This window comes from Celeribacter baekdonensis (genome assembly GCF_900102315.1).
GTDB lineage: Bacteria > Pseudomonadota > Alphaproteobacteria > Rhodobacterales > Rhodobacteraceae > Celeribacter > Celeribacter baekdonensis.
Map to the genome: position 1 here is coordinate 800,810 of NZ_FNBL01000001.1, position 25,837 is coordinate 826,646.

18 protein-coding genes and 1 pseudogene are annotated in these 25,837 nt (G+C 57.9%); 10 read left to right on the forward strand and 9 right to left on the reverse strand.

The window, feature by feature from the left end:
- Window positions 1-8 precede the first annotated feature (8 nt).
- On the forward strand, window positions 9-1,112 hold the full coding sequence (locus tag BLT54_RS04025; protein WP_074641248.1) for a cupin domain-containing protein: 1,104 nt from the start codon (window positions 9-11) through the stop codon (window positions 1,110-1,112).
- Window positions 1,112-1,681, forward strand: coding sequence for a maleylpyruvate isomerase N-terminal domain-containing protein (locus tag BLT54_RS04030; RefSeq protein WP_074641250.1), 570 nt, complete (start codon window positions 1,112-1,114; stop codon window positions 1,679-1,681). Before BLT54_RS04025 ends, BLT54_RS04030 begins: the two co-directional genes overlap by 1 nt.
- Here the strand turns inward: BLT54_RS04030 and BLT54_RS04035 are convergent.
- The 4 genes from BLT54_RS04035 to BLT54_RS04050 all read right to left on the reverse strand — a co-directional run bounded on the left by BLT54_RS04035 (window position 1,678) and on the right by BLT54_RS04050 (window position 5,253).
- Window positions 1,678-2,292: a nucleoside/nucleotide kinase family protein gene (locus BLT54_RS04035; protein ID WP_074641253.1), complete on the reverse strand. Its 615-nt coding sequence runs from the start codon at window positions 2,290-2,292 to the stop codon at window positions 1,678-1,680. The two genes, BLT54_RS04030 and BLT54_RS04035, sit on opposite strands and share 4 nt — an antisense overlap.
- Window positions 2,292-3,083 carry an ATP-binding cassette domain-containing protein gene (locus BLT54_RS04040; RefSeq protein WP_218129361.1) on the reverse strand — a complete coding sequence of 264 codons (792 nt, stop codon included), beginning with the start codon at window positions 3,081-3,083 and terminating at the stop codon, window positions 2,292-2,294. The genes BLT54_RS04035 and BLT54_RS04040 overlap by 1 nt, the downstream gene beginning before the upstream one ends.
- A complete protein-coding gene (locus BLT54_RS04045; protein ID WP_074641259.1) occupies window positions 3,080-4,159 on the reverse strand; it encodes an ABC transporter permease in 1,080 nt (359 codons plus the stop codon). The genes BLT54_RS04040 and BLT54_RS04045 overlap by 4 nt, the downstream gene beginning before the upstream one ends.
- Window positions 4,160-4,242: 83 nt before the next feature.
- Entirely contained in the window at window positions 4,243-5,253 is a 1,011-nt protein-coding gene (locus tag BLT54_RS04050) for a sugar ABC transporter substrate-binding protein (protein ID WP_074641261.1), read from the reverse strand.
- A 173-nt stretch (window positions 5,254-5,426) separates the two neighbouring features.
- Here BLT54_RS04050 and BLT54_RS04055 point away from each other — a divergent pair, with 173 nt between their 5' ends.
- Entirely contained in the window at window positions 5,427-6,599 is a 1,173-nt protein-coding gene (locus BLT54_RS04055; protein WP_074641263.1) for an ROK family transcriptional regulator, read from the forward strand.
- Between the two features lie 366 nt (window positions 6,600-6,965).
- Here BLT54_RS04055 and BLT54_RS04060 read toward each other — a convergent pair whose 3' ends face one another.
- The 5 genes from BLT54_RS04060 to BLT54_RS04080 all read right to left on the reverse strand — a co-directional run bounded on the left by BLT54_RS04060 (window position 6,966) and on the right by BLT54_RS04080 (window position 14,773).
- A complete protein-coding gene (locus BLT54_RS04060; protein WP_083351675.1) occupies window positions 6,966-7,958 on the reverse strand; it encodes an ATP-binding protein in 993 nt (330 codons plus the stop codon).
- Complete coding sequence (locus BLT54_RS04065; RefSeq protein ID WP_074641268.1) at window positions 7,958-10,324, reverse strand: hypothetical protein; 2,367 nt, start codon at window positions 10,322-10,324, stop codon at window positions 7,958-7,960. Before BLT54_RS04065 ends, BLT54_RS04060 begins: the two co-directional genes overlap by 1 nt.
- A complete protein-coding gene (locus tag BLT54_RS04070) occupies window positions 10,321-11,100 on the reverse strand; it encodes a hypothetical protein (RefSeq protein WP_074641271.1) in 780 nt (259 codons plus the stop codon). Before BLT54_RS04070 ends, BLT54_RS04065 begins: the two co-directional genes overlap by 4 nt.
- Window positions 11,101-11,913: 813 nt before the next feature.
- On the reverse strand, window positions 11,914-12,378 hold the full coding sequence (locus tag BLT54_RS23080; protein ID WP_074641273.1) for a transposase: 465 nt from the start codon (window positions 12,376-12,378) through the stop codon (window positions 11,914-11,916).
- Window positions 12,379-12,664: 286 nt separating this feature from the next.
- Window positions 12,665-14,773, reverse strand: a complete 2,109-nt coding sequence (locus tag BLT54_RS04080; protein WP_176832819.1) for an AAA family ATPase — start codon at window positions 14,771-14,773, stop codon at window positions 12,665-12,667.
- A 529-nt stretch (window positions 14,774-15,302) separates the two neighbouring features.
- On the opposite strand from BLT54_RS04080, the gene BLT54_RS04085 reads away from it, so the two are divergent.
- From BLT54_RS04085 to BLT54_RS04115, 7 genes and pseudogenes are all read left to right on the forward strand, one after another.
- Window positions 15,303-17,777 (forward strand): type I restriction-modification system subunit M, encoded by a 2,475-nt coding sequence (locus BLT54_RS04085; RefSeq protein ID WP_074641278.1) that lies wholly within the window; start codon window positions 15,303-15,305, stop codon window positions 17,775-17,777.
- On the forward strand, window positions 17,770-19,035 hold the full coding sequence (locus BLT54_RS04090; protein WP_074641279.1) for a restriction endonuclease subunit S: 1,266 nt from the start codon (window positions 17,770-17,772) through the stop codon (window positions 19,033-19,035). The genes BLT54_RS04085 and BLT54_RS04090 overlap by 8 nt, the downstream gene beginning before the upstream one ends.
- A 15-nt stretch (window positions 19,036-19,050) precedes the next feature.
- A complete protein-coding gene (locus BLT54_RS04095) occupies window positions 19,051-22,317 on the forward strand; it encodes a type I restriction endonuclease subunit R (protein WP_074641280.1) in 3,267 nt (1,088 codons plus the stop codon).
- The gene (locus BLT54_RS04100) at window positions 22,317-23,069 is read left to right on the forward strand and encodes a M48 family metallopeptidase (protein ID WP_083351677.1); all 753 of its coding nucleotides are present in this window, start codon (window positions 22,317-22,319) and stop codon (window positions 23,067-23,069) included. The genes BLT54_RS04095 and BLT54_RS04100 overlap by 1 nt, the downstream gene beginning before the upstream one ends.
- Window positions 23,070-23,094: 25 nt before the next feature.
- Window positions 23,095-23,496 (forward strand): TniQ family protein, encoded by a 402-nt coding sequence (locus tag BLT54_RS04105; RefSeq protein WP_074641282.1) that lies wholly within the window; start codon window positions 23,095-23,097, stop codon window positions 23,494-23,496.
- On the forward strand, window positions 23,496-24,953 hold the full coding sequence (locus BLT54_RS04110; RefSeq protein ID WP_074641284.1) for a hypothetical protein: 1,458 nt from the start codon (window positions 23,496-23,498) through the stop codon (window positions 24,951-24,953). Before BLT54_RS04105 ends, BLT54_RS04110 begins: the two co-directional genes overlap by 1 nt.
- A 156-nt stretch (window positions 24,954-25,109) precedes the next feature.
- A pseudogene (locus BLT54_RS04115) lies at window positions 25,110-25,837 on the forward strand (transposase); the annotation flags it as partial.

A 25,837-nucleotide genomic window follows, 5' to 3' on the forward strand; every position in this document is an offset into this window, starting at 1 on the left:
AGGTTCCCATGAATGAACAGCTTGATCACGACAGTGTAAACCATGCGATGCAGCCCGACGACACGCCGGAATTGCGCGCGCTTTACAAAGGGTTCGAGGCCGAAAGCCTGATCCCGCTTTGGACCCAGCTTGGCGATCTGATGCCGATCCATCCGAAATCCAAGGCTGTGCCGCATGTTTGGAAATGGTCGGCCCTGCTGCCCCTGGCAGAGAAATCCGGCGAACTGGTGCCGGTGGGTCGCGGTGGCGAGCGCCGCGCCCTTGGGCTGGCCAATCCGGGCCTTGCGCCCAACGCCTATGTCACACCGACCATGTGGGCCGCGATCCAATATCTCGGCCCGAAAGAGACCGCACCTGAACACCGCCATTCTCAGAACGCGTTCCGCTTTGTCGTCGAGGGCGAAGGTGTTTGGACCGTGGTCAACGGCGATCCGGTGCGGATGTCGCGCGGCGATTTGTTGCTGACACCCGGCTGGAATTTCCACGGTCACCACAATGACACGGACAAACCGATGGCGTGGATTGACGGGCTTGATATTCCGTTCAGCCAGCAAATGGATGTCGGCTTTTTTGAATTTGGATCAGACCGGGTGACCGATTACGCCACGCCGAATTTTTCGCGTGGCGAGCGGCTTTGGTGTCATCCGGGCCTGCGGCCATTGTCGCAGTTGCAAAACACCGTCTCCTCGCCGATCGGGGCCTATCGGTGGGAGTTCACCGACCGGGCGTTGACCGAGCAGCTTTTGTTGGAGGACGAAGGCCAACCCGCCACCGTCGCCCAAGGCCATGCCGCGATCCGTTACGTCAATCCAACCACTGGCAATGATGTGATGCCAACGATCCGCTGCGAATTCCACCGTCTGCGCGCGGGCGTTGAAACCGCGCCACGCCAAGAGGTCGGATCGAGCGTGTTCCAAGTGTTCGAGGGCACGGGTTCGGTGGTGCTCAACGGCGAGACCACCCCGCTTGAAACCGGCGATATGTTCGTCGTGCCAAGCTGGGTCAAATGGTCGTTGCAGGCAGAGAGCCAATTCGATCTGTTCCGTTTCTCGGACGCGCCGATCATGGAAGCGCTCTCATTCATGCGCACGAAAGTCGAGGGGCAAAGCTGATGGCGCTTGGCGAGACCGATCAGGCCGCCCGCGCGGCGCTCAAGGCCCGCCAAGGCAAGGGCGCGCGCTATGACGCCGCCCTTGCGCCCGCCGAAGACCTGTTGATGGCGCGCCGTGGCACCGCCTATTTTGCGCGCAAACTCAATGAGTTGTCTGACACGGATCTGGACGGGGCGGCATTGCGCCCCGGCTGGACCCGGCGGCATGTGATCGCCCATGTCAGCTATCACGCCCGTCATCAGGCCCTGCGGCTTGAGGCATTGGTCAAGGGTGTGGCCTACACCCCGCCCAATGACGAAAAGCACCAGATGCCCGCTTTGGATCTGGCCGCGACCCTGCCGGCGCGGGCCTTGCGGCATCTGTTTCATCACTCTGAGGTGCATTTGAACGTCTGTTGGCGTGACCTCACGGATGCGCATTGGGACATGCCGCTGACCCTGCCCGATAGGGCGGCGACCACCGTGCGCGCCCTGCCGATGATACGGGCGCGGGAGGTGTGGTTTGGCGCGTTGGATTTGGACAATGGTGGGCGGAGGTCGGACCTGCCGCAGGCGGTGCGTGGACTTTAACCGTTTGATATCGTCCAATCAGCCGGAGCGCTTTGCGCGATCACCGTGTCGGCGTTGATCAAATCATTGCTCTGCGCCCGCGCCCGCGCCGCATCCGGGTCCAACCCGTGATCAATCCAGCGCGCAATCAGGCGGCGTTCAAGTTCCGCCTTTGGCACGTCGATAAAGACGGTCATATCCCAAAACGCCGCGAGATCGCGCCAAATGGGGCGGTCGAGCAAGAGGTAATTGCCCTCGATCAACAGGATACGCGTGGCCTCAGACAGTGCGCCCGCCTCGGGCACGGTGCAATCCCCGGCGCGGTCAAACAGCGGAAAGCGCGGGCTTTCGCCCTTGGCGAACTGTTTGATCAGGCTCAAAAAAGCCGCCGCATCAAAGGTGTCTGGCGCACCTTTGCGCGCCAGAAGATCGTGTTGGATCAGCCACTCATTGTCGCGATGAAACCCGTCCATCGGAATGACCTGCGCCTCTGGTCCGATCTTGTCGGCCAGCGCCTCGGCCAGCGTCGATTTGCCCGCGCCGGGCGGTCCGGCCACGGCGACCAAAAGCCGCGTTCGCCCCTCTGCGGCAGCGCGAATTTTAGCGCCCAAAGCGTTCAGGCGGCTTTCCATCAGGCGGCTGCGGCCTCTGCCGGTGGCTCTTTTGCCCCGGTCATAAAGGCCACGGCATCGGACATGGTGTATTGCTTCGGATCAATCACACAGAGCCTGCGACCAAGGCGGTGGATGTGAATCCGGTCCGCCACTTCGAACACATGCGGCATGTTGTGCGAGATCAAAATGATCGGAATGCCACGCGAGCGCACATCCTGAATGAGTTCCAACACCCGGCGGCTTTCTTTGACACCAAGGGCGGCTGTCGGTTCGTCCAAAATGATCACCTTTGAGCCAAAGGCCGCGGCGCGGGCCACGGCGACGCCCTGACGTTGACCACCCGACAGGGTTTCGACCTGTTGGTCGATGTTTTGGATCGTCATCAGACCCAGCTCGGACAGTTTTTCACGGGCGAAATCACGCATCGCGCCATGATCCAGTGCCCGTAGAAACTTGCCCGCAAATCCGGGTTTGCGAATCTCGCGCCCCAGGAACATATTGTCGACGATGGACAGTGCGGGCGAGAGCGCGAGGGTTTGGTAAACGGTGGCGATGCCTGCGTCCTGGGCCTCAAGCGGCGAACGGAAATGGATCTCCTGGCCATCCAGCTTGATCGTGCCCGCATCGGGTTTGACCGCGCCGGAGAGCGCTTTGATCAAGGAGGATTTGCCGGCACCGTTGTCACCGATCACGGCCAGAATCTCGCCCGGATAGAGTTCGAAATCACAGGTGTCGAGGGCAGTGACGCGGCCATAGCGTTTGGTCAGGCCATGGGCCGAAAGAATGGGCGTTGTGTTGGACTGTGTCATGCCGAAGCCTTTCTGATCCATTGGTCGATGGCGACCGCGATGATGATGAGCCAACCGATGGCAAAGACCTGCCAGAGCACATCCACCCCGGCCAGACGCAGCCCGGATTGGAACACGCCGACGATGAGCGCACCAAACAGAGCGCCAAGGATCGAGCCGCGCCCGCCAAAGAGCGAGATGCCCCCGATCACCACAGCGGTGATGGATTGCAGGTTGCCCTCGTAAAAGGCCTGCGGCGAGATCGAGCCAACGCGACCGATCGAGGCCCAAGCGGCGATGGCGCAGACGAAACCGGAAAGCGCATAGACCGACAGAAGCGTGCGATCAGTGCGAATGCCCGCCAGTTCCGCCGCCTCTTTGTCATCGCCCACGGCGTAAACATGACGCCCCCAAGCGGTTTTGTTGAGCATGTACCACAGCACGGCAAAGACCAGCACCATCAGGATCGAGCCATAGGTGATGCGCGCGCCGCCCATCTCGATGGTCTGGCCAAAGAATTTCAGCAAGGGCGCATTGGCGTCGATGTCTTGCGAGCGGATGGATTGCGCGCCCGAAAGCCAAAGGTTGAGCGCGAAAAAGATCGACCATGTGCCCAGCGTCGAGATGAAAGGCGGCAGTTTGACCTTGGTGACCAAGAAGCCGTTGATCAGCCCCGCCACGGTCCCGCCGACGAAAGCAACGATGAGCGCGATGGGCGCAGGTACGCCGTTATACACCGCCAAATTGCCCGCAATCACCGCCATCAAAACCATGATTGCCGCAACCGACAGGTCAATACCTGCGGTGAGGATGATCAGGGATTGCGCGGCCGCGAGAATGCCGATGATCGACACCTGCTGCATGATCAATGTCAGATTGAAGGCGGAGAAAAATTTACCGCCTGCGACCAGACCGAACACAGCAACGGCGGCGGCCAAAACGATCACTGGGACCAGCGTCGGATTGCCATGCAAAGCCGACTGAAGCCGTTCGATGATATTTCTCTGGGACGTCTCAAACGAGGCGACGGAGCGGTCGCTCTTGTCGAGAACATGTTCAAAGTCTTGGCCTTTTTTGGCCGGGGTGGTGTCACTCATTTCCCTGTCCTTCGAGGTCGGAGGGCGAAAAGAGGGAGGAGAGGCGGCGTGCCGCCTCTCCCGGTGAAACTGCGCGGATCAGGTCAGCCCCAGCACTTGCCGAGCGCTTCCTCGGAGGTGATCGACGGGATCCCTTCGACCGGTTGATCGGTGACAAGCTCAACACCTGTGTTGAAGAAATCGAGCCCTTCGGAGTTCATCGGCTTTTCGCCGGTGTCCGCATAGGCTTTGATCGCTTCGATGCCTTTGGAGGCCATCAACAGCGGGAACTGCATGGAGGTCGCGCCGATCACGCCGTCTTTGACGTTTTGCACGCCGGGGCAACCGCCGTCGACCGACACGATCAAGGCCTGAGACTCAAGACCCATGGATTTGAGCGCCTCATAGGCCCCAGCCGCGGCCGGTTCGTTGATGGTGTAAACCACGTTCACGCCGCTGTCTTTTTGCAGCAGGTTCTCCATCGCGGTGCGACCGCCCTCTTCGTTGCCGTTGGTCACGTCATTGCCAACGATGCGCGCATCGTCTTCGTCACCGATGTCTTTCGGATCTTTGATGTCGACGCCAAAGCCCTGCAAAAACCCGTTGTTGCGCAGGTAATCGACGGAGACTTCAGAGGGGTTGAGATCCAACAACGCGATTTTCGCCTGAGACGTATCGCCCATTTTCGCCGCCGCCCATTGGCCAATCAATTCGCCAGCCAGAAAGTTGTCGGTGGCAAAGGTCGCATCTGCGGTGTCGGTCGGCTCAAACGGCGTGTCGAGCGCAATCACCAGTACGCCTGCTTCACGGGCCTGGGTCACGACAGGTGCCAAGGCGCGGCTGTCAGACGGGGTGATCAGGATGCCTTTGGCGCCCCCTGCGATGCAAGATTCAACGGCTGCGATTTGTGTTTCCACATCGCCGTCAAGTTTACCCGCATAGGTGTTGAGTTTGATGCCCAAAGCCTCGGCTTGTGCGCTTGCACCCTCTTTCATTTTCACAAAGAAAGGGTTGGTGTCCGTCTTGGTCACAAGGCACGCACTGATGTCCTCAGCAAAGGCCCCGGATGCCGTCAAAGCCAGCGCAATTGCGCTTCCAGTCAGAAGTTGTTTCATGGTCGTCCTCCCAAAATATCGTCGCGCTGCCTTTACAGGGCCACGCATCACTCTCACCACTTCCTCCGAGCGGCTCACGGTGAAAAGACATGATTCCTAACGCCCCGTCAATAAATAAATCCATTTGATTTATTAATGCGAGTTCGACAATATGACCCACGGGAGGACGACAGATGAATGATATTGAGGTGCGCCAGCTTCGATCCGGCGTCAATCAGATTGGCGTGCGTGAGATCAACGAAAGATTGATCCTCTCGCTCATTCAACGTCATGGAGGCATGCCCGGAAGCGAGCTTGCCAAACGCACCGACCTCTCCGCTCAAACTGTTTCTAACATATTGAGAAAACTTGAAAATGAGGGATTTCTCAAACGCGGTGCCCCCAAACGTGGCAAGGTAGGAAAGCCCTCGATTCCGATGGAAATCGACTCTGACGGGGCGCTGTCCTTTGGCCTTAAAATCGGGCGGCGCTCGTCAGATTTGGCGGTGATGGACCTGTCTGGCCGGGTGTTGGAACAGCGCTTGATCACCTATCGTTATCCAATGCCCGACCAAATCTTTACCTTTTTGCGCGAGGGCATGGAGGCGCTCGCAGGGCGGCTCACCCCCTATCAACGCAAGCGCCTGTGTGGCATTGGTGTCGCCGCGCCTTCGGAAATCTGGCGCTGGAGCGATGCTTTGGGCGCGCCTGAGGATTTCAACATTTGGCGCGAAATCGACTTTGCGACAGAGATCGCGAATTTTTCCGACCTGCCGCAATACACTGACAATGACGCCACTGCCGCCTGTCGCGCCGAACATTTCTTTGGTCGAGGACGGGCCTTTTCTGACTATGCCTATTTCTTCATTGGCTCTTTCATCGGCGGCGGCATTGTCATGGCCTCCTCAGTCGTCGAAGGTCGGCAACACAATGCCGGGGCCTTTGGCTCCCTGCCCCATATCACCGCCGAGGGCAAAGAGGTGCAATTGATCGACGCCGCCTCGCTCTATCTGTTGGAGGCCGCGGTGCTTAAGGCCGGGGGCGACACCGCCGCAATGTGGCGCATGCCGCAAGATTGGGCCGGCTTTGGCGCGCATTTGGATGACTGGATCACCCAGTCCGCCAAGGCCCTTGCCTCCGCCAGCCGCACGGTCTGTAGCGTGATTGATTTCGAAGCGGTGCTGATCGACGGGGCCTTTCCCGCCGATGTGCGCGAGCGGCTTGTGGCCGAAACCCGCGCGGAACTTCAGGCGCTCGATCTGCGCGGCCTGATCACCCCCCGGATCGAGCCCGCCCAGATCGGCGGCAATGCCCGCGTGATCGGCGCCGCCGCCGAACCAATGTTCTCGCAGTTTTTCCTGACCTGAACCGGATCGACACAGAGCCTGCGCTCAGCGCCTTGATGGCTTGGCAGTGCGGACTGGAAAAGACTGGAGAACTCTCCTTAAAACCCAATACGTTGCCATGAGTAATGACGGAGATGACGTCTTACCCAAAAATCCAACAACAATATGAGGATTGAGCATATGAATGCACGCTGGGATGATTCGGCGTGCGGCCTCTTCGGGTTAAGTGTCTGAATAATATAGACTTATCGATGCTCTTTCGGCAAGGCATGGCAATTGCATGCACGCTCGGACCATAACCATGCACACTTCGAGGACACCAGAACACAAAAAAGGCCCGCAATATGCGGACCTTAGCTCTTCCCTGATGGTGCTCAGTCAGTTTGGCTATGGTGACTTGGCTCTGGATTTTTTCTTTGATCGTGTCTTCTCATAGGCTTCCATCAACTTCGACTGATCGAAGTGCCTTTGGTAGTCTGGCATCGTGAAGGGCGAGTACCCAAGGGGCAGTCCGGAAATTTTCGAGAACGCAGCAGAGAAGTGGTCGATCCTGCAAACTTTGTCAGGTTCATGTGCAACATGACCGAAGGCCTCGATCAGTAGTTCGATCACCAGCCCCCAACGCTGGCATGCTGCAAAAGCGAGGCGATGAGGGAACTCATCGGTCGCGAAGCTATCAACGTCGAGACCGGCCTTGTCTGCGTAGCTAAAGATGACTTGCAGCAACTCCTCCATGTCTGCCTCTCGGGTCAGGTCGATCCCTTCGAACGACACGGTCCGAAGCAACCTGTCGAGCTGCTCCTCCTTCTTGATGTGAATGGAAAGGCTGGGGATGCCGGAGAAGATCAACATCAACGGCCAATGCTGATCCTTGAGGAGTGACTTGAAGCTGTCGAGCATCTTTTGATTGGTGACGGAATCGTCCTCGGTGAAAACGTGCTGACATTCGTCGAAGTGAATACCAACAACACCTTGGAGCTCCGCACACTTGCGGACCTTTGACCAAATCTCGGCTTGCGAATGTCGGCCCCTGAGAGGGTACCCCAGCTCCTCAAGAATTACGATCCCGAGATCCTTCCAGGTGACCTTCCCGGATAGCAGACACGAAACGATGACTGCTGGACGCCCATCCGGCATGATCGTCGTGCCATCGTTGAACGCCTTAAGCATCGTTTGAATTTCGGTGGATTTGCCTTGGCGCGACTCCCCGATGACAACGAGGCCCCGCGCTTCGAAGCGCTCTCCGATGGATGCCTTGATGAAGTAGTCGCTTGCACACCACTTCATCACGTCTCTCAGTTGGTCTGCCCGACCGAACGGGAACCGAGCTGCCAGCAGTGGTGTCAGCATCTTCACAGCGCATCCATCGATGAAACTCATCACTTCAACTCCTTGATATTGGTGGGCCGTGCGAGCTTGGCGGGTTTCTGGACGGCTGGCGCCTTACCAGCAGGCGCGGCCACGTGATCGGTATCTACCGGCGAGGCGAGGCGTTCGTCGGAACCTGTGTCAGAACTGTGACTGCCGGGGTCGTCAAATGGTGCAGCCGGTTCCGCATTCGCGACGCCATCGATAACGGACGCGCCTGCACCGATCTTGAACGCCGTCGCATCTTTTCCGAGGCTGGTGATTGCATCCGGAGCGGTTGTCCCAGCCAACGTTTCCGACCGGGCCATCCGAGCACCGGCGAATACGACTTTTGCCATCGCCTTGCACTCTTCGACGGTAGTGTAGCTGCGCGGCAGTTCGTGTTCGACGCCGATCGACGAGATGTCCTCGAAGCGACGCATTTTAACGGCCATCAGGCGGTCGTGGTAGATTTCGGTAACCTCAGGCTCCTCGCGTCGGTACTCCGCCATGAGCTGCAACACTTCGCCGAGGGTCATATCGGCGAAAACTGTCATCTGCAGGTGGACTTCGATGGGATCAGGTTCTCCGGGCATCAGCACCGTGGCAAACTTCAGGTCATCCGGATCCACGAAAACTTTTACCTTTCCCTTGAAGCGATTATTTTCCCGAGCGTGTTGGAGCTGGTCGGAATTGAACCAGATTCCCTCAAACACCCGGACGCCGTCATCAGTGGGAGTGGTGCTGGCCTCCCACCCAAGGTGAATTCGCCGGGTGTTCGGATCCGGCATCCTCACCTGCCTCCGAGCCACATTGATCGCGTCGTACACATCGCGAGGACGGCGACCACCCATGCCGACGCCATAGTTACGCTCGAAAGGATATTCGTCGACCAGATACCTAGTAAGCATTCCATAGAGCAGCTCTACGTCGACCACCCCATTCTTGATGGCGTCATAGCCCGGAATGTCCCCAGGGCGTCGTCCGGTGTAGCCAGGCATTACCTTGAAGAACCGTGACTCGAGCGTCCCAAAGAGACGTTCATCATGCGCCCGGTCTTTCGGAGAGTAAGTTCGCGTGATGCCATTAATGGTGCCCATCCCCATCAGAGCTTTGATGACCGGTACATTGCGAAGTCCGGTTCCGTTGTCGTTGCGCAAAAAGTGAATGCCACAACCCCGTGCCGCTTTATTCATGCAGCCGTAGCGGCGCTCCTCGCGGGTCTTGTCGCGTGTTGCCATGCGCAGGAGTGCGAGGGTCGCCTCCGCGTTCGGGTTCTCCGCAATAATCCAGGCGAGTGGCATGCTACTCGCAACATCGAAGAGGATCAGAATGTGCAGCCGTTTGCGGATATACTTATCTGCAGCCTCGTAGGCGTCCTTCTCATCTTGTGAAAGGGTATGCCAAAAGCCTTTGAGTTTCGCCGCGGCTACCATGGAGAATTTCTGCTCATCCATGCCGCAGAGCTCGCCGATCATCAGGGCGCGAACATCTGTGCTCCCTCTTCCTCTTTTCCGTTTGGTCTCCCGCATGCCTTCGGTTGCAATCATGTATTCTGTAGGCGTGAGGAGCATATCGCGGTGCCGCGCCAGCGACTTTGCCGCGGGCACGATCAACTCGGGCAAGTCGTTGATAGTTCGGACTTCGTTCTCCTGGTGGATCAGTGTTTGCAACAGGTCCAGGACGTTTGAAACGCCGGTTTTTTTCGCATCCAGGCCAATACGTTCCCAGGCCTCAGTCATCAGCTCTCGAAGCCGTGGGCACAGCCGCGGCTTTCGGTTTCCACGGTCATGCCAGAGAGGCACCAATGCTTCTCTGACCCCACCACCCTCCGAGCCTCCCCCGGAAATCTCCTCCTCTTCTTGTAAGGCCTTAAATCTATTGTAGTAATCCATGATTGTTCGGCCTTTGTAGAGGATCCAGCCGGTGGTCTTTCCGCCCCCGCGCAGTGGGTTGGTCCGGACTGACTCACCCAAAAGCAGCGTCATTTGCTGCGCGATGAACGCGCGGGCGTGGTCCTTGTTCAAAGCGCGGCCGGAGGGCTTATACGCAGCGTCCTTCTCTTGCTGCAGAGCAACATAGATATCCGCAGCTTCGCACATGGCTGCGTGGAAGCGCGCCTGAGCTCTCTGTTGCGAATTGGGCAAAGCTTCGACAGAGGTATATCCGCCAAGACGCAAATTGGGACGATCGCTCGTTGCGGTCGGGGCGGCATTGATCCTTGCGCCAGGGAGTTTGAGATACTCAACCAGGCGCGCAAATGTAACGACAGTTTCTACACCGTCCTCGAGGCGAACCATAGAATATCCGACGTCCGTGGTGCCCGTGACCACCATAGGACGATGCAACAGAGAAACTTCGGAACCGGGCGGGAAATTGTAGCGTGGGGCCGTGGTCATGCCGCGACCCCAATCTGCGAATACTCCCAGAGAACATGGTCCAGGTTCGCGTGGAGCAGGCCACGTGCAACCAGTCGGTAGCAAGCTTGAAACGCGCGATCTTGCGAAATCGGCACGTGCGGAAAAAGATCCTGCATATAGTAGAGAGTCCGCAGCCGACGGGCGGTTTCCAGAACGAGGGTGTCTGCCTCTTCATCCTCATCAAAGAACAAAAGGTACATGCGGGACAGGTTCTCACGACGCTGTCGCGTGTAATCGTTAGCATTCACGACAATCAGATCATCAGCTGCATCCTCCGGGGTTGCAGCGATCACTTCCTGAATGTCCCGCGTGGTATGTGGCTTCTGAAGGCTGCCCTCATGGCGAACAAACACGAGGCGCCGATGCCCGGACCGGAATGTCACAAGCAAATCATGGGTGTAGTCCCGGGGTTTGCCTTCCGAGTCGGTGTAGGTGACCTCGACAGGCTGGAAATGCAAATCATAGACATCTTGGGACATAAGGTACTGCATAGAAACCACCGCTTCTGCGGCACTTTCTGCAATCCCCACCTTGGGCATGTTGTTGTTCGCCTCCGTGCGATAGGGGATGAACACCTTGTGGCTGCTGTTGCTTCGGGAGCTCGGATTGCGCACCCCATCAAACGGCAGGACATCATGGATTTCCCCCAATTCGATCTCATCCATTTTGGGGAGCGTCTTGGGGGCGTAGAGCCACGTGTCGTTGTCTTTGACCATTTCGATATGGTCGGAATAGTTTCGCTTCTTGCGGGTCATTTTATCGCCTCTCAGCTGCCAGCAGCTTCCCAAGTGGGGCGTTGCCGGATTCTTTGTTCGTATCCCGAGCGTTGGACGGTCTGTCCGTGGCTCGCTGTTGTCCGGAACCCGTGGCGGTAGAAAATCAGGCAGCTAGAATGCTGCGGACAGATGTCTCCGGCTACGCCCTGACGGAGCGCATTGGATGTTCCAGGAATGTTGATGTCGGTCTTGTCTGCTGACCAAGCTCATGAATGCTGTGTGTATGAGCGATCCCCAGCAGAAGTGCCGGGCTTCAGAGAGGATCGGCGACAGACCATTCATCCGTTGAAATCACGGACATCCGAGGCTATCTTACCCGTATGTACTGACCGGGCTTTGATCCTGTCTCTGGAGGCCACCGTCTTGCGAGGGCGGGGGCCTCCTACATCTCGCTGTATTGATCTCCTTTCGACCTTTCGTGCGACGCCGCAGGCCATAGAGCTGGCTGCCGCCTGTTTGATAAGCATGCCCGAAGGGAGCCTTCAAGGCATTGATTTAAATGGTAAAAGCGAAAAACTCTGCAAGTTCGTTTTTCGCAATCTTTTTTAGGGCTCCGTTCCTTCGTTTCGCATGTGACGTCCTCGGTTTTCGCAAACAACCTCCTTCTGGAAATCAAGTAGGGGCTGGCCTGCAGCTTTCACAGGGCCGTAAGCGCTTCAGGATGTCGGAATTTATACACTTCGCTCAGGTTGGACTGTTTCCGGATCGACCAAATCTAGTCTTCGTCAAAACCGTAGTGTGCTCTGAGATCGTCCAGCCGATCCTCCAGATAGTGTGTAATGTCCATTTCGTTCACACAAACCATGCCCCCCCAAAAGCCACCATACAGCTTTGAGAGCTCCCTAAGCATTGAGGACCGTGGTTGCGTGCGGGACCGTAGGAGAGCTTCGTTACCTTTCCGAACCTCTGTACCGTTTGGATTTCCGTGCGCCCTGCAGCCATGGTCACGATGAGGAACTCCGCCCCCAGCATACATGATTTCAGACCCACTTTTCGCCTCGCCATAGGCGTTGATGACCATTGCGAAAATTGATGGCTGCAATGGGCGCATTCATACAAATTACGCTCTTTGATCAGCCAAAATTTTTTACTCCGACACCTCGGGCAGTCCCGTCCTTCGGGCCACAGGAGGGCCTCCATGCGCTCAACACACTCGATTTCCGTGACGAATAACGAATCGATTCCCCCCTCCGGGAGGCCCGTGCTGAGCAGTTTCCAATGCTCACGAGTGGCCTGTGGGGAAACGCTCTTCAACATGCAGTGCCTACTATGCTGACATACTGCTGTTGAGACTTGACCAGGTCCACTATGCGGGCGCGTGGCGCCGACGACCGAACACAGAGGCGCACAGCCTTATCGCATGGCATATGGCTGTGCGCCTTCTCCAACTTCGGCGCGCGATGTGCGTCCATGCGATGGCGCTGATGATCTGGCCATGTTGTTCTCATGGGGCGAGGGTAAGATTGATCGAGTTGGATGTCATCAGGGATCGATGGCCTGCTCGCAGCCCTGATGACATCCTGTGTTTAACATGGCCAGCTCATTACCGCATGGCTGACGTACCCCTTTCCTGAACGGGAACTCTCGCCAGGTACCGATCAAGGTCATCCCCATAGAGTACCTTTGTCTGGGCGAGGTAGCTGGCCATCTCGACCAATACATCCCGGTGTTCAACGAGGAGGTTTCTGGCCGTGGTCTCTGCGCTCTGGAGGAGTTCTGCGACCTCTGGCAAGTGGCCGGAAACAGCTTCGCGCACCGATGATGGAGAGCCTGCTGGTGCCAGCCAGATCGGTCCGAGACTACCCATTCCAAATGAGCAAATCTGATTAGACGCCGAACGAGTTGCCTTCGCAATATCGCTATCGACCACCCCTCCCGACCCAACTACAATGGACCCATAGAGCAGACGCTCGGCTTCCCGCCCCGCCAGCGCGACGCACCGAGAGAGGTGAAGGTCGTTCTCTGTCTGCAGGACTCTCGTGACGGCAACCTTACACTCGCCACCCGAACTGCCAATGCGGGCATACTCTATCGACCCGGCAGTCAGCGCAGTCGCGACGATCGCGTGCCCGCATTCATGGACTGCGAGCCGAAGCCATTCTTCATCCGACATCTTAGGCGCATCACCTTCAAGTGCCGCGAGGACATCATCAGTTGTCATCGCACGGTTACCCCGCCGCGCAGTTGCGCCAGCCAGGCGAACTGCGGCGGCACAATCTGCCCCTGTTCGCCCAAGTGCCGCCGCGGCGCATGCAGTCAGATCAATCCCCGATGCAATGCCTCCAAGGTGTTGTCCAAGGATGACCTCAAGATCCTCGAAGGTGGGAAGGCCGATCTCGACCACCACATCAAACCGCCCAGCGCGACGGATCGCTGGGTCGACGAATTTCAAATGATTGCAAGCTCCAACGACGATCACCCCTTCACGGTCGGAGATCCCGTCAAGCTTCTCTAGCAATGCTGCGATGGCTTTGACGTCATAAGAGTCATTGCGCCCGTCCCCACTAAGATCCGTTCGCGTATAGAAGGAATCGACTTCATCGATGAAGAGAATGGACGGTGCCTCGCGCTTGGCTTCGTCGAAACTCTTCTCCATCGCGGTCAGAAAGTGACTTAAAGACCCGGCTTTTTGCCACTGATTGTAGCTGGCGACCACCAAGTGAACGCCAGCTTCGCCGGCGAGAGACCGCGCCAGCTCTGTTTTGCCTGTCCCTGCGGGCCCGGCAATGAGTAGGCCACGTGGTACGGCGTTCCACGAAAGCAGTCCCGCCTGCCAATCGCGAAGTGCTCCCAGCGCGTCTTGCGCTGCGACCTTAGCGGCGCCGAGACCAACCAGGTCATTCAGCGGCACGACAGAACTGGGGCGCCAAAGTTTTGGTTCGGTCGAAGCCTCTTCATCCAAGCTCTGCTCCACGTATCGAGCGATCATCATCGGTACGACGTTGGGATCGCTCTGGCGAAAAGCGAGGACCACGCAGTCTATGTCACCCGGGGGCACAGCGCTCAGGTCTGGTACTCGAGATGCCAATTCTTCGATCTGCCCATCGGTCAACTCTGGGTACCTAATCGCAAATAGAACGGGCAGAACCTCGCGTTCAATACCCCCGATAGACACAACATTGGCGTCAAACATTGCGACTGCGGGATGCAGATCGTCGAGCGACGATGTCAGAAAGACGATGGGGTCGTCATTGCGTGTCATCGCGTCTACGAGGCCATGCTCGAACGACGCGCGGCGCGGGTCCAGATTTGAGGCTCGTATCATTCGGAGTACATGGTGCGGTTCGCTCCTGGTGTCCCAGCTGAACTCAAAGTGATCTGGTAGGAGGCGTTTCCACGACCACGAGACGCGATGGGCGTCCAACGATGTATGCACGATCGTCGTGGCGCCTCGCTGCCAGATGTCGGCGATATCCCCGGACTGAACACAGGCTTTTGCAACGAGGCAAAGTGCGGCAACCTGGGTTAAAGGCAGATCCTCTCCCGCAAGGTTACGGAAATCCAGTGCGCCCGACGCGGACGGAGCCGAGACGCCAGCCACACCGCCCTCGCTGCCGTTTTCCTCTTCAGGCGTATGTGCGGCCGCACAGAATCGAACTAGAGCGTCAAACACGACGGGGCGCCAATCAGTTTCGGGGTGCTGGGTCTGCATATCAATCTCCTGGGCGAGCGGTATCGTTCGCGTAAGCCGCGTGCATTTCGGTTTCTGGTATTGGATGGCCACCAACTGGTGGAACATATGAAGAACATACCGCAGTGGCGAGGTCTTAAAAAGCCCCATTTGGAAGCTAACATATTGCGAAAAAAGAAGGTTTTTTGATTTTCGCGAGCAAGTGCGCCCCTCGTAAAGCGCTGACTCCAAGCCGGATTCTGCGACCTGAAGGGGATTAACGCCTACATTCGTAGAAACCTGACGCGAAAAATGGCGTCGTGCGTGTGTGCGAAGGCAGAACGATGGCTGCTTTTCGCACGGGTGATTCACTGGGGGCTCGTCAAAGACATGTTCTCAAGGGGGGCGCAGCCACGCTCATGGCATGATCGCGACCGTTCCCAAGACGCACGCCAGCGCGGTACGAGGTCTCCGACGGAAGTGGCGGTCAGGCCAGCCGCTCCGCTGGTTGTTCGTTGCTCTCCGTGCCGAAATACCTCAAGTTGCGAGCAAATCAGACGAGAAGATTCCCATGCCTTTGACACTTGCGCAACTTGAGCGCCATCTATTCAGCGCCGCCGACATTCTTCGTGGAAAGATGGATGCGTCGGAATTCAAGGAATTCATCTTTGGGATGCTGTTTCTGAAAAGATGTTCCGACGTTTTTGAAAAGCGGCGTGAGGAAGTGATCGGAAAATACGTCGCAAAGGGCGCTGATCGTGAGCAAGCAGCTAAAGATGCCGAAAACAAGGCGTGGTATGGCAAGACCGGAGAATTCTGGGTTCCGCCCCATTCGAGATTTGACTACCTTGTGGACAACGCCCACTTAAATGTAGGCGATTTTTTGAACAAGGCGCTCGGCGGACTCGAAGCTGAAAACACTGCGCTTGATGGCGTTATCAATCATATCAGTTTCACCAGAACTATCGGTCAGAGCAAGATCAGCGATACCAAGCTGCGGCAGTTGATACTGCACTTCCAAAAATACCGGCTTCGTAATGAGGACTTTGAGTTCCCCGATCTTCTTGGCGCTGCATATGAATATCTGATCGGGGAGTTCGCAGATTCTGCCGGCAAGAAGGGTGGCGAGTTTTATACGCCCCGATCTGTCGTTCGGATGATGGTGCGGCTATTGAAGCCATCCCTGAAGCATCGCATTTACGATCCTTGTTGTGGCTCTGGCGGTATGCTGATTGCCGCGAAAGAGTACATTGACGAGAACGGGGAAGACGGCCGCAAGGCCGAGTTCTTCGGCCAGGAGTATGCTGGAACAGTTTGGTCAATCGCCAAGATGAACATGCTTCTCCATGGCATGGAAAGCCCGAACCTTCAAAACGAAGACACTCTCGGGGATCCAAAGCATTTTGATGAAGAGAATACCGGCGAACTACTGCGCTTTGACCGAATCCTGACCAATCCTCCATTCTCAATCAACTGGGGATCGAAGGACAAGGACAAGTCAGGCAACTACCTCTGGGAACCCAAGTTCCCCGAACGATTTTTCCACGAGGTCCCGCGCGGCTCGAAGAAGGCCGACCTCATGTTCCTCCAGCACATGCTGCACGTCACCCGTGACGGCGGCATGATCGCGACCGTCATGCCCCATGGTGTCCTCTTCCGGGGCGGTGACGAAGCCAAGATCCGCCAGAAGATTATCGAACGCGACCAGATCGAAGCCGTCATCGGCCTCGGCCCGCAGCTCTTCTACGGCACCGGCATCCCCGCCTGCGTCATCATCCTGCGCCAGCAAAAACATGACGGTGCGAAGCTCATCTCCGGCAAACCCGCCGACCGTCAGGGCAAGGTGCTCTTCATCAACGCCGACCGCGAGTATTTCGAGGGCCGCGCGCAGAACCACCTGATGCCCGAGCATATTGAGAAGATCGTCACCACCTTCGAGGAATACCGCGAGATCCCCGGCTTCTCGACCATCGTCGACATCGACAGGCTGAAAGAGAACGACTGGAACCTCAACATCCGCCGCTACGCCGACAACGCGCCGCCGCCAGAACCGCATGACGTGCGCGCCCACCTTGTCGGCGGCATCCCGAAGCCGGAGGTCGAGGCGAAGGCCGAGCTGTTCAAGTCCCACGGCCTGAACCCGATGGACCTGCTGACCCCGCGCGATGAACGTTACCTCGAATTCGCGCCACAGATCACCACCAAGGCCGACATCAAACCGGCCATCGAGACCAATGCGGGCCTCATGGCGCGCGAGGCCGAGATTTGGGACAAGTTCAACGGCTGGTGGGCTGCCCACACCGACGCCATCACCGCGCTGGCGGGGGATGACAACGCGACCGCGCTGATCGCCCTACGCGACGAGCTTCTGTCCAGCTTCTCGACCACACTCGAAAGCCTTGCCATGCTGGACCCGTTCACCGTGCGCGGGATCATCGCGCAGTTCTGGATGCAGTCGCGGTTTGACTTCCTGACCCTCATGGCGCGCGACACAAAGGGCGTTGTCGATGCCTGGCGCACCTCTATCGTCACGGCGCTGGAGGATAAGGGGAACAAGGAGAACCCGCTGGATCACAAGCTGGTCACTTTCCTGATGGGCGACTTCGTGCGTGAGATTTCAGAGCTTGAGGCGCGCAAGGCGGAACTGGATGCGCAGATCAAGGCAGCGACGGCCAAGCCCGAGGAGGACGAGGAAGAAGAAGAAGACGCCGAACCGGTGGACGAGGCGCAGATCAAGCGCTGGAAGAAGGAACTGAGCGAGGTCAAGAAAACCCTGAAAGCCAAACAGGCGCAGTTCACGGATGAGATCAACGCAGGCGTTGACGGGCTGTCACCCGAGGAGGCGGCGGAACTGCTACTGAAGATCTTGCATGATGATATGCAGAAAATCCTGACCCGCTACATCGCCGCGCAGCGCGGGCAGATCGTGGCGGCCTTTGAAATCTGGTGGGACAAGTATCGCGTTACCCTGACCGAGATCGAAGGCGCACGGGCGCAGGCGACCGATAAGCTGGCTGGCTTCCTGAAGGGGCTGGGGTATGTCTGAGACGAATTTCCCTGAAGGACCTATTGGCACATTTGTGGCCGCCCAAGTGGGCGGCGGCACGCCTTCGCGTCAGAATCCCGGCTTCTGGAACGGTCCCATCCCTTGGGCTTCGGTCAAGGATTTCGACGAAGGCCAGATCGAACTCAACGAGACGGACGAGTACATCACTCAAAAAGGCCTGACAGCCAGCGCAACGAACCTCATTCCTGCGAACACTCCAATCGTCTGCACCAGGATGGCGGTCGGAAGAGTGGCGCTTGCACCGATGGATGTTGCCATTAACCAGGACCTGAAAGCGCTCTTTCCGACGTCCTCTACGGACACACGGTACCTGCTGCGGTTGGCCGATTACGCAAAGCCGCGAGCTGAAGCCGTTTCCGTGGGATCGACCGTGAAGGGCATCAAGGTTGCGGACTATCTGAACATTCAAGTTCCGCTGGCGCCGCCCCCACACCAATCCAAGATCGCCGAAATCCTTGATACGTTGGACGCGGCGATACGGGGGACCGAGGCGGTGGTGGCCAAGTTGAAGGCGATGAAGCAGGGGCTGCTGCATGACCTACTGACCCGCGGCATCGACGCAAACGGCGACCTCCGCCCCCCACACCCCGAGGCCCCCCACCTCTACAAACAAACCCCGCTCGGCTGGCTGCCGAAGGGGTGGGATTGGGGCAGGTTGGCAGACTATTGTTCGCGCATTTGCGTCGGGATCGTAATTAGGCCTGCCGATCATTATGTTGACGAAGGTGTTCCAACCTTCAGGTCCGCCAACGTCCGCGAGGGATACATATCGGAGAGCGATTTCGTCTATATCTCGGCGGCGTCAAACGCCTTGCTCCATAAGAGTCAGATCCGGAAAGGAGATATACTTACAGTTCGGACGGGCTACCCCGGAACAAGTGCGGTCGTGCCGGAAAAATACAATGGCTGTAACTGCGTAGATATTTTGATCAGCACACCACTCAACTCAGTTTCTTCAGAGTTCCTGTGTAGCTGGATCAACTCGCCTTTCGGAAAAGGTCAGGTCCTGAGTGGTCAAGGTGGACTGGCTCAACAGCATTTCAACGTTGGTGAGATGCGGGAGTTGATCGTCGTAAAGCCGCTTAAAGCAGAGCAAGAAGAGATCACCTCAAAAATTGATGCGGCCGAAGTGAGAATTCAGACGGAGCAGAATTTACTCGCCAAACTCCGCCTCCAGAAATCCGGCCTGATGGATGACCTGCTCACCGGCAGGACGCTCGTCACCGCGCTGTTGTAACCGAAGGGTCTGCCCATGGGACATGAATACGATGACGTCGAAAAGCCCTTCATCGACCAATGCGTCGCCATGGGCTGGACCGCGCAGACCGGCAGCAAGGATGAGCCCGCCCTGACGGGCCGCACCAGCTTCAAGGAGGTCATCGCTGAGGCCACGCTGCGCGAGCGCCTGCGCGCCATCAACCCGGGCCCGGACGGCCAGCCCTGGCTCGACGACGCCCGCCTGTCCGAGGCTGTCAGCGCGCTCACCCGCCACGGCCATCGCGGGCTGAAGGAGGCCAATCAGGCGGTCACCGAACTGCTGCTCAAGGGCCTGACGGTCGAGGGCCTGCCGGGCTGGGACGGCGGGCGCGGCCAGACTATCCGCTACATCGCCTGGGACGATGTGGGCGCCAACAGCTTTACTGTCGCGAACCAGTTCCGCGTCGACTGCCCGCCCGGCCATGACGTGGGCAAGGGCTTTATCATCCCTGATGTGGTGATGCTGGTGAACGGCATCCCCGTGGTGGTGGTCGAGGCGAAGAGCCCCGCCATTCCCGAACCGCTGGCCGAGGCGGTCAAACAGCTGCGCCGCTATCACAACGCCCGCAAGGCCGCGCTGGAGGTCGAGGAGAACGAGGGCACACCTGCGCTGTTCGCCAGCGTCCAGCTGCTAATCGCCACAAGTTTCGATCAGGCCCGTGTGGGTTGCATCGGCGCGGGGCTGGAGCATTACGGTCAGTGGAAGACGGTCGTGGGGCCGGATGGCACGGGGTCGGAAGATGACGTGATCAAAGCCTTGGGCAAAAAGGGCCTGTCGGAACAGGAACGCCTTATCGCGGGGATGCTGCGCCCTGCGCATATGCTGGATATCCTGCGACATTACCTGTTGTTCATGAACGTGGGCGGTCAGACCATCAAGACCGTCTGCCGATACCAGCAATACCGCGCCGTTAACCGCGCGCTGGAACGGCTGCGCAGCGGCAAGACGCGGCTACAGGATGGCGAGTATGACCGCCGTGGCGGTATCGTCTGGCACACGCAAGGCTCTGGCAAGAGCCTGACCATGGTGTTCATGATCCGCAAGATGCGGACGGATCTGGCCCTACGTAAGTTCAAGGTGATCATGGTCACCGACCGGAAGGACCTGCAGCGGCAGCTGTCGGAGACGGCAACCCTGTCCGGTGATGTGGTCGAGATGGCGACGAGCAACGGATCGTTGAAGAAGCTGGCGAAGCGCAAGGGGCCAGGCCTCGTCTTCGCCACCATCCAGAAATACCGGACCGATGAAGACGTGGCGGGGGTTACAAAGGGACCGGCCTTCGAGGTGCTAAACGAGGATGACACGATCGTCGTCGTGGTGGACGAGGCGCACCGGACCCAGGCGGGGGATCTGCACGCAAACCTGATGGCCGCACTACCAAACAGTGCTCGTATCGGATTCACCGGCACGCCTATCATCATGGGAGAGAAGAAGCGCACCACTCAGATCTTCGGTGACTTCATCGATAAATACACGATCAAGGAAGCCGAGGCCGATGGCGCAACGGTGCCGGTCCTCTACGAGGGCCGGACGGCCGAGGGTGCGGTGAAGGACGGCGCCACGCTGGACGGTCTGTTCGAGGACATGTTCCGTGGCCGCACGGATGAAGAGCTGGAAGCGATCCGCAAGAAATACGCCACCAAGGGCAACATCCTCGAAGCCAAAGAGCTCATCGAAGAGAAGGCACGTGACATGCTGCGGCATTACGTGACCAATCTATTGCCGAACGGATACAAGGCACAGGTGGTCGCCTACAGCCGGACGGCAGTGGTCCGATATCAGGCCGCTTTTCTGGCAGCCCGTGACGAGTTGCTGGCAGAGGCAGCAGCGCTCTCTGACCCGGACAAGGCAATGGATGACGAGGTGCTCTGCACCAAGCCTGCCGCGCTTCAGGCGGTGGTACAGGCTTGGCGCTATCGGGACACTTTGGAAAAGATCGAGTTCGCGGCGGTCATGTCGGGGGGCAACAACGACGACGCCTCATGGAAGCAATGGACGGACGGGTCCGCACAAGAAACGCGCATCAAACGGTTCAAGAAGCCCCTGTTTCACAAGGATGCAACGAAATCGGATCCGCTGGCTTTCCTGATCGTCAAGTCCATGCTCCTGACCGGGTTCGACGCCCCGATCGAAGGGGTGATGTATCTCGACCGCTCCATCCGCGAGGCCGAGCTCTTACAGGCGATCGCCCGGGTAAACCGGACAGGATTCGGGAAAACCTGCGGCATCGTCGTCGATTATTTCGGCGTGGCCCATCATCTGAAGGCTGCCTTGGCCGCCTATTCTGATGAGGACATTGATGGCGCTTTGGTCAGTCTGAATGATCAAATCCCGGTTCTTCAGGATCGGCATATCCGGGTCGTGGACATTTTCCGTCGCGCGGGCCTTGATGACCTTTCGAACGACGAGGATTGCCTGCAGGTGCTTTCCACAGAGAAGGCCAGAGCTGAATTCACTGTCAAACTTAAGGATTTCCTGAAGTCGCTGGAAATCATCCTTCCTCGCCCGGAAGGGCTGCCCTTCGTTCAGGACGCCAAGAGACTTGCCTATTTGCAGGCCCGCGCCCGCAACCGGTATCGCGACATCCCGGTCATCGGGGCGGATGTCGGCGCCAAAGTGCGGAAGCTGATTGACGATCACGTCATTTCTCTCGGCATAGACCCGAAGATCCCGCCCGTGCAACTCACGGATGCCGAATTCGACAACCAGGTTGGACATGCCTCAAGTGGCCGGGCCAAGGCTTCAGAGATGGAACACGCGATCCGTTCTCACATACGCAAGAACCTTGAAACTGACCCTGTACGTTTCAGGAAAATGTCGGAACGATTGAACGATATCCTGAATGGCCTCGGCCAACAGTGGGATCAGATTATTGAACAACTGCAAACCATCATCGACGAACTTCGCGGTGAAGCCAGTGAAAGCGATGAAACCACCTCGGACATCCCAGAGATTTACCTTCCATTCCTCCGCACAGTCTTGGCGGCATGTTCTGCTGATGAAACGACCCCCGCTGACCGGCTCCACACGTTGCACGAGATGACACGCCTTGCTGTGGACCGCATCATTGAGGAGATCAGCGCAAATCGTTCCTTGTGGAGCAGCTTCAAAATGGCCGATCAAGAAAATCTCCGGTCCGAGATCTTCGAGATCATTTTCGACGCGCAACTCCAGGGGTTCGGCGTTGACGAGGCAGAAGCTCTTGCAGATCAGTTGATGCAGCAAGCGAAAGCCAACGAAGACAAGCTGAGGGCGGCCTAATGTCCAAGCTGCCGATGACGCCGATCCGGACCGGCGGAAAGCCAGCGCGAGTGCGCGAGCATCGACTGGAGATCGACGGCCTTGCCTTCGACGTGCATCGTAGTGATCGGCGCAAAACAATGCAGATTACTGTGGAACGTTCTGGCGATCTGTCCATCGTCGCACCTTCGAGCGTTCCCGCTGATCAACTGGTCAGTTTCGTTGAAGAAAAATTGCTCTGGATCCACACGAAGGTCGAAGAGAAGGCGCGTCTCCAACAACGCGCCCCGATGAAAGAATTCGTAGAGGGCGAAGGGTTCCTGTATCTTGGGCGGAGTCATCGACTGCGGCTTGTCGAGAACCAGCTGGTAGATCTCAGCCTGAAGAACGGCCGGTTCTGTCTCAGACGCAGCTCTATCAACAGGGGGCGGGACATCTTTGTATCGTGGTATATGCTACGAGCCCAACAATGGTTCGAGAAGCAAGTCGATGAACTCTCCAACCGCATGGCGGTGAGCGTACAGGAGGTCAAAGTCCAAGACCTGGGGTTCAGATGGGGTTCTTTCGGTTCCGACGGACGCGTTTCCTTTCACTGGAAGTCTATCCTCCTACCCCCAAGAATTGCCCAATATGTTGTGGTCCATGAGTTAGCTCACGCGCATTACCCAGATCATTCAGCCAATTTCTGGATCAAGGTGGAGCAACACCTGCCAGATTGGCGCTGGCGAAAGACGTGGTTGGCCGAGAACGGAATTCAGGTTGAAGGACTGTGATGCTGGTGGGAAAGACATATCGCATATGATGCCCCTACCGATTTCATCCCCTTCGCCAGTTTCACGAGAAACCCTTTATTCCTACCTCGCGCGTCTCGCGGCGACTTGGCGCACGGATGCCCCGCAGCTGGCCTACGACATGGGCGCCTCGTTCAAGAGATTGATGGATCAGGATGACGAGGCGCTGGAGGTGTTCTCGAGCTGGGCCGATCTCTCGCCGGAGGTGATGGCCGAAATGCTCTCGTGGACCGGGATGCGGGCTGGCAACGTTCGGATGCGGTTCCGGGGTGAACTCTATGTTTCCCGGGCATTGCGCAACCCGGTGGTCCGGGGGTGTCCGATGTGCCTTCGGGAAGATGCTGCCGGGACTGATCGCCCGGCACATGAGGTTATGGCCATGCGGGGGATTGGCAGTTTAGGGATGTGATGATCTGCGTTGAGCACAGCCATCCCCTGGTCCCACTCTGGCAGACGGAGACGCTGCGGGACCGCTTCGATATCGGCGCCCGCCTGCAGGAAATCTCCGGCGAAATACTGTCAGGGAAGTTTGATCAGGCGCGATGGGTGCCGTCTGCCTATGATCTGTGGCTCGATCGGCGTTTGCAGGATAGCTCGGATACCACATGGCTTGCGGATCACCCTGTTTTCGTCGTGACAACATTGTGCCGATTGCTCGGTCAGGCTCTATCCAAGCTCGATGGCGCCGAGGGGGGCAGCGTATCTTGCCGCGACCATTCCCGGGGCTTCGACATCATGACGGCTGGCAAGAAGGCAATCAGAGAGGCCCTCGATCAAATCGCAGCCATGGCAACCGATGCCCAGGATGAACCCAGCAAGACATTTGGTCCACTTTATACCCGGTTGAACCGAGATTACGTGAATGAGGCCCAATTTGATCCATTCCGAAAAATCCTGCGCGAGTGCGTCCTTGATCATTGGCCATTTGCCAGTGGCGATGTGATCTTGGGAGAGGCCCTGCCTCAACGACGCAAGCACTCCTTGCGTACTGCCGCCTCTGAGACCGGGGTGGGCGCGAAAGTTCTGGAGCATTACTTGATCGAAGCCGGTGCTATCGCCGAAAACGATCCTCGTCCCGAGAGCCGTAAGCTGTTTGACGCAAAGTCGCATGCCGATCTTCTCGCGGAAGTTCCTAACCTGGTCGGCCCGATCGCCATGCGTGAGGCTATGGGCGCGACAAAGATGGAGCTGATCGCGTTGACGGAAGCAGATTTGCTGCGACCGCGGACACGCGTGAAAAAGGTCAAGAACCCGTGGCAGATTTCTGACGGTGTTTTGCTGGTCAATGAATTGTCTTCTGGGGCCATTCCAGTCCAGGTCGACGACTCCCGTTGGGAAACCCTCCTGCGCGCATCTCGACGCCGAGAGATCGGCTTGGGCGATTTGATCGCGAGGATCCGCGACAAGTCCATGACCGTAGGTCAAAGGACCGGTGAGGAGGCAGGCTTCCATGGCATTGTTGTTCCGAGATCGGAGGTTGACGCAATCGCACCGATGCCCAGGGTCAAACCCGAAGAAGCATCCGAAGAGCTGCAGGGCATGGCTGCCGCCGAGTTCGGCCGGTCAGTCGGACTACGCGATGGTGGTGTATTTCAGTCCATGATCGAAGCCGGATACGTACCCGCCAGCAAGATCATCAATCCCCGCACGAAACGACCACAATACTGGATGACTCCCGAGAACATGGCCACGTTCCGGCGTCAGTTTGCGACTCTGACGACCCTGGCGGCTGAAACCGGCCAGCACCGCAACAGCCTTAAGGGACAGATAGCATCCGGCAGAGTTGCGCGCTTCTCGCCGGAGGGACGGGATTTCGGAGCCGTGTATCTGCGGGATGATGTGACCAACGTATTCGGATTGGATTGACTGCAGCGGTGTAACCCGCAGTTCTCAGGGTTTGTGAGTGGGCGGCCCGCATTGGCCTGCCATCAACAGGAAAGGGCGTATTTTGTTGAAAAACTCGTGCTTGATCGAAGCGTAAGTTGCTGATTCAATTCTTCTGACGGGCGGGAGGGTTTGACGATGATGGGGCCGAGACAGGAAGCACAGGCAGCACTTTTCTACGAGTTCTCGCTTGAGGATCATGTCCCGCAAGACCACCTGCTGCGATCGATCGACCGGTTTGTCGACCTGAGCAGCATCCGTGCCCATTTGGCGGATTTCTACAGCCACACCGGCCGTCCCTCCGTCGATCCCGAGCTGCTGATCCGGATGCTGCTGGTCGGATACTGTTTCGGCATCCGGTCGGAACGACGGCTCTGTGAGGAAGTGCATTTGAACCTGGCTTATCGCTGGTTCTGCCGTCTCGATCTGAACGATCGCATTCCAGACCATTCGACCTTCTCAAAGAACCGCCATGGCCGTTTCCGCGAGAGCGAGCTGCTGCGCCATCTGTTCGAGACGACAGTTGCACGTTGCATCGAAGAAGGACTTGCCAGCGGGCAGCGCATGGCAGTGGACGCCAGCCTGATCGAAGCGGATGCGAACAAGCAGAACTCAACCCCGAAGGAAGAATGGGATGCGTCGACCATCGATCCGGCAGACGCGGGGCGCGCGCGCGGTCCGCGAGTATCTCGACACGCTCGACGATGCCGCATTTGGCGCTGCCAGCGATGTCCAGCCCAAGTTCACCTCGCATTCCGATCCGGCCAGCCAGTGGACTGCGGCCCGCAAAGGGCCTGCTTTCTTTAGCTATTCCGACAATTACCTGATCGACACGGATCACGGTGTTATTTTGGACGTCGAAGGCA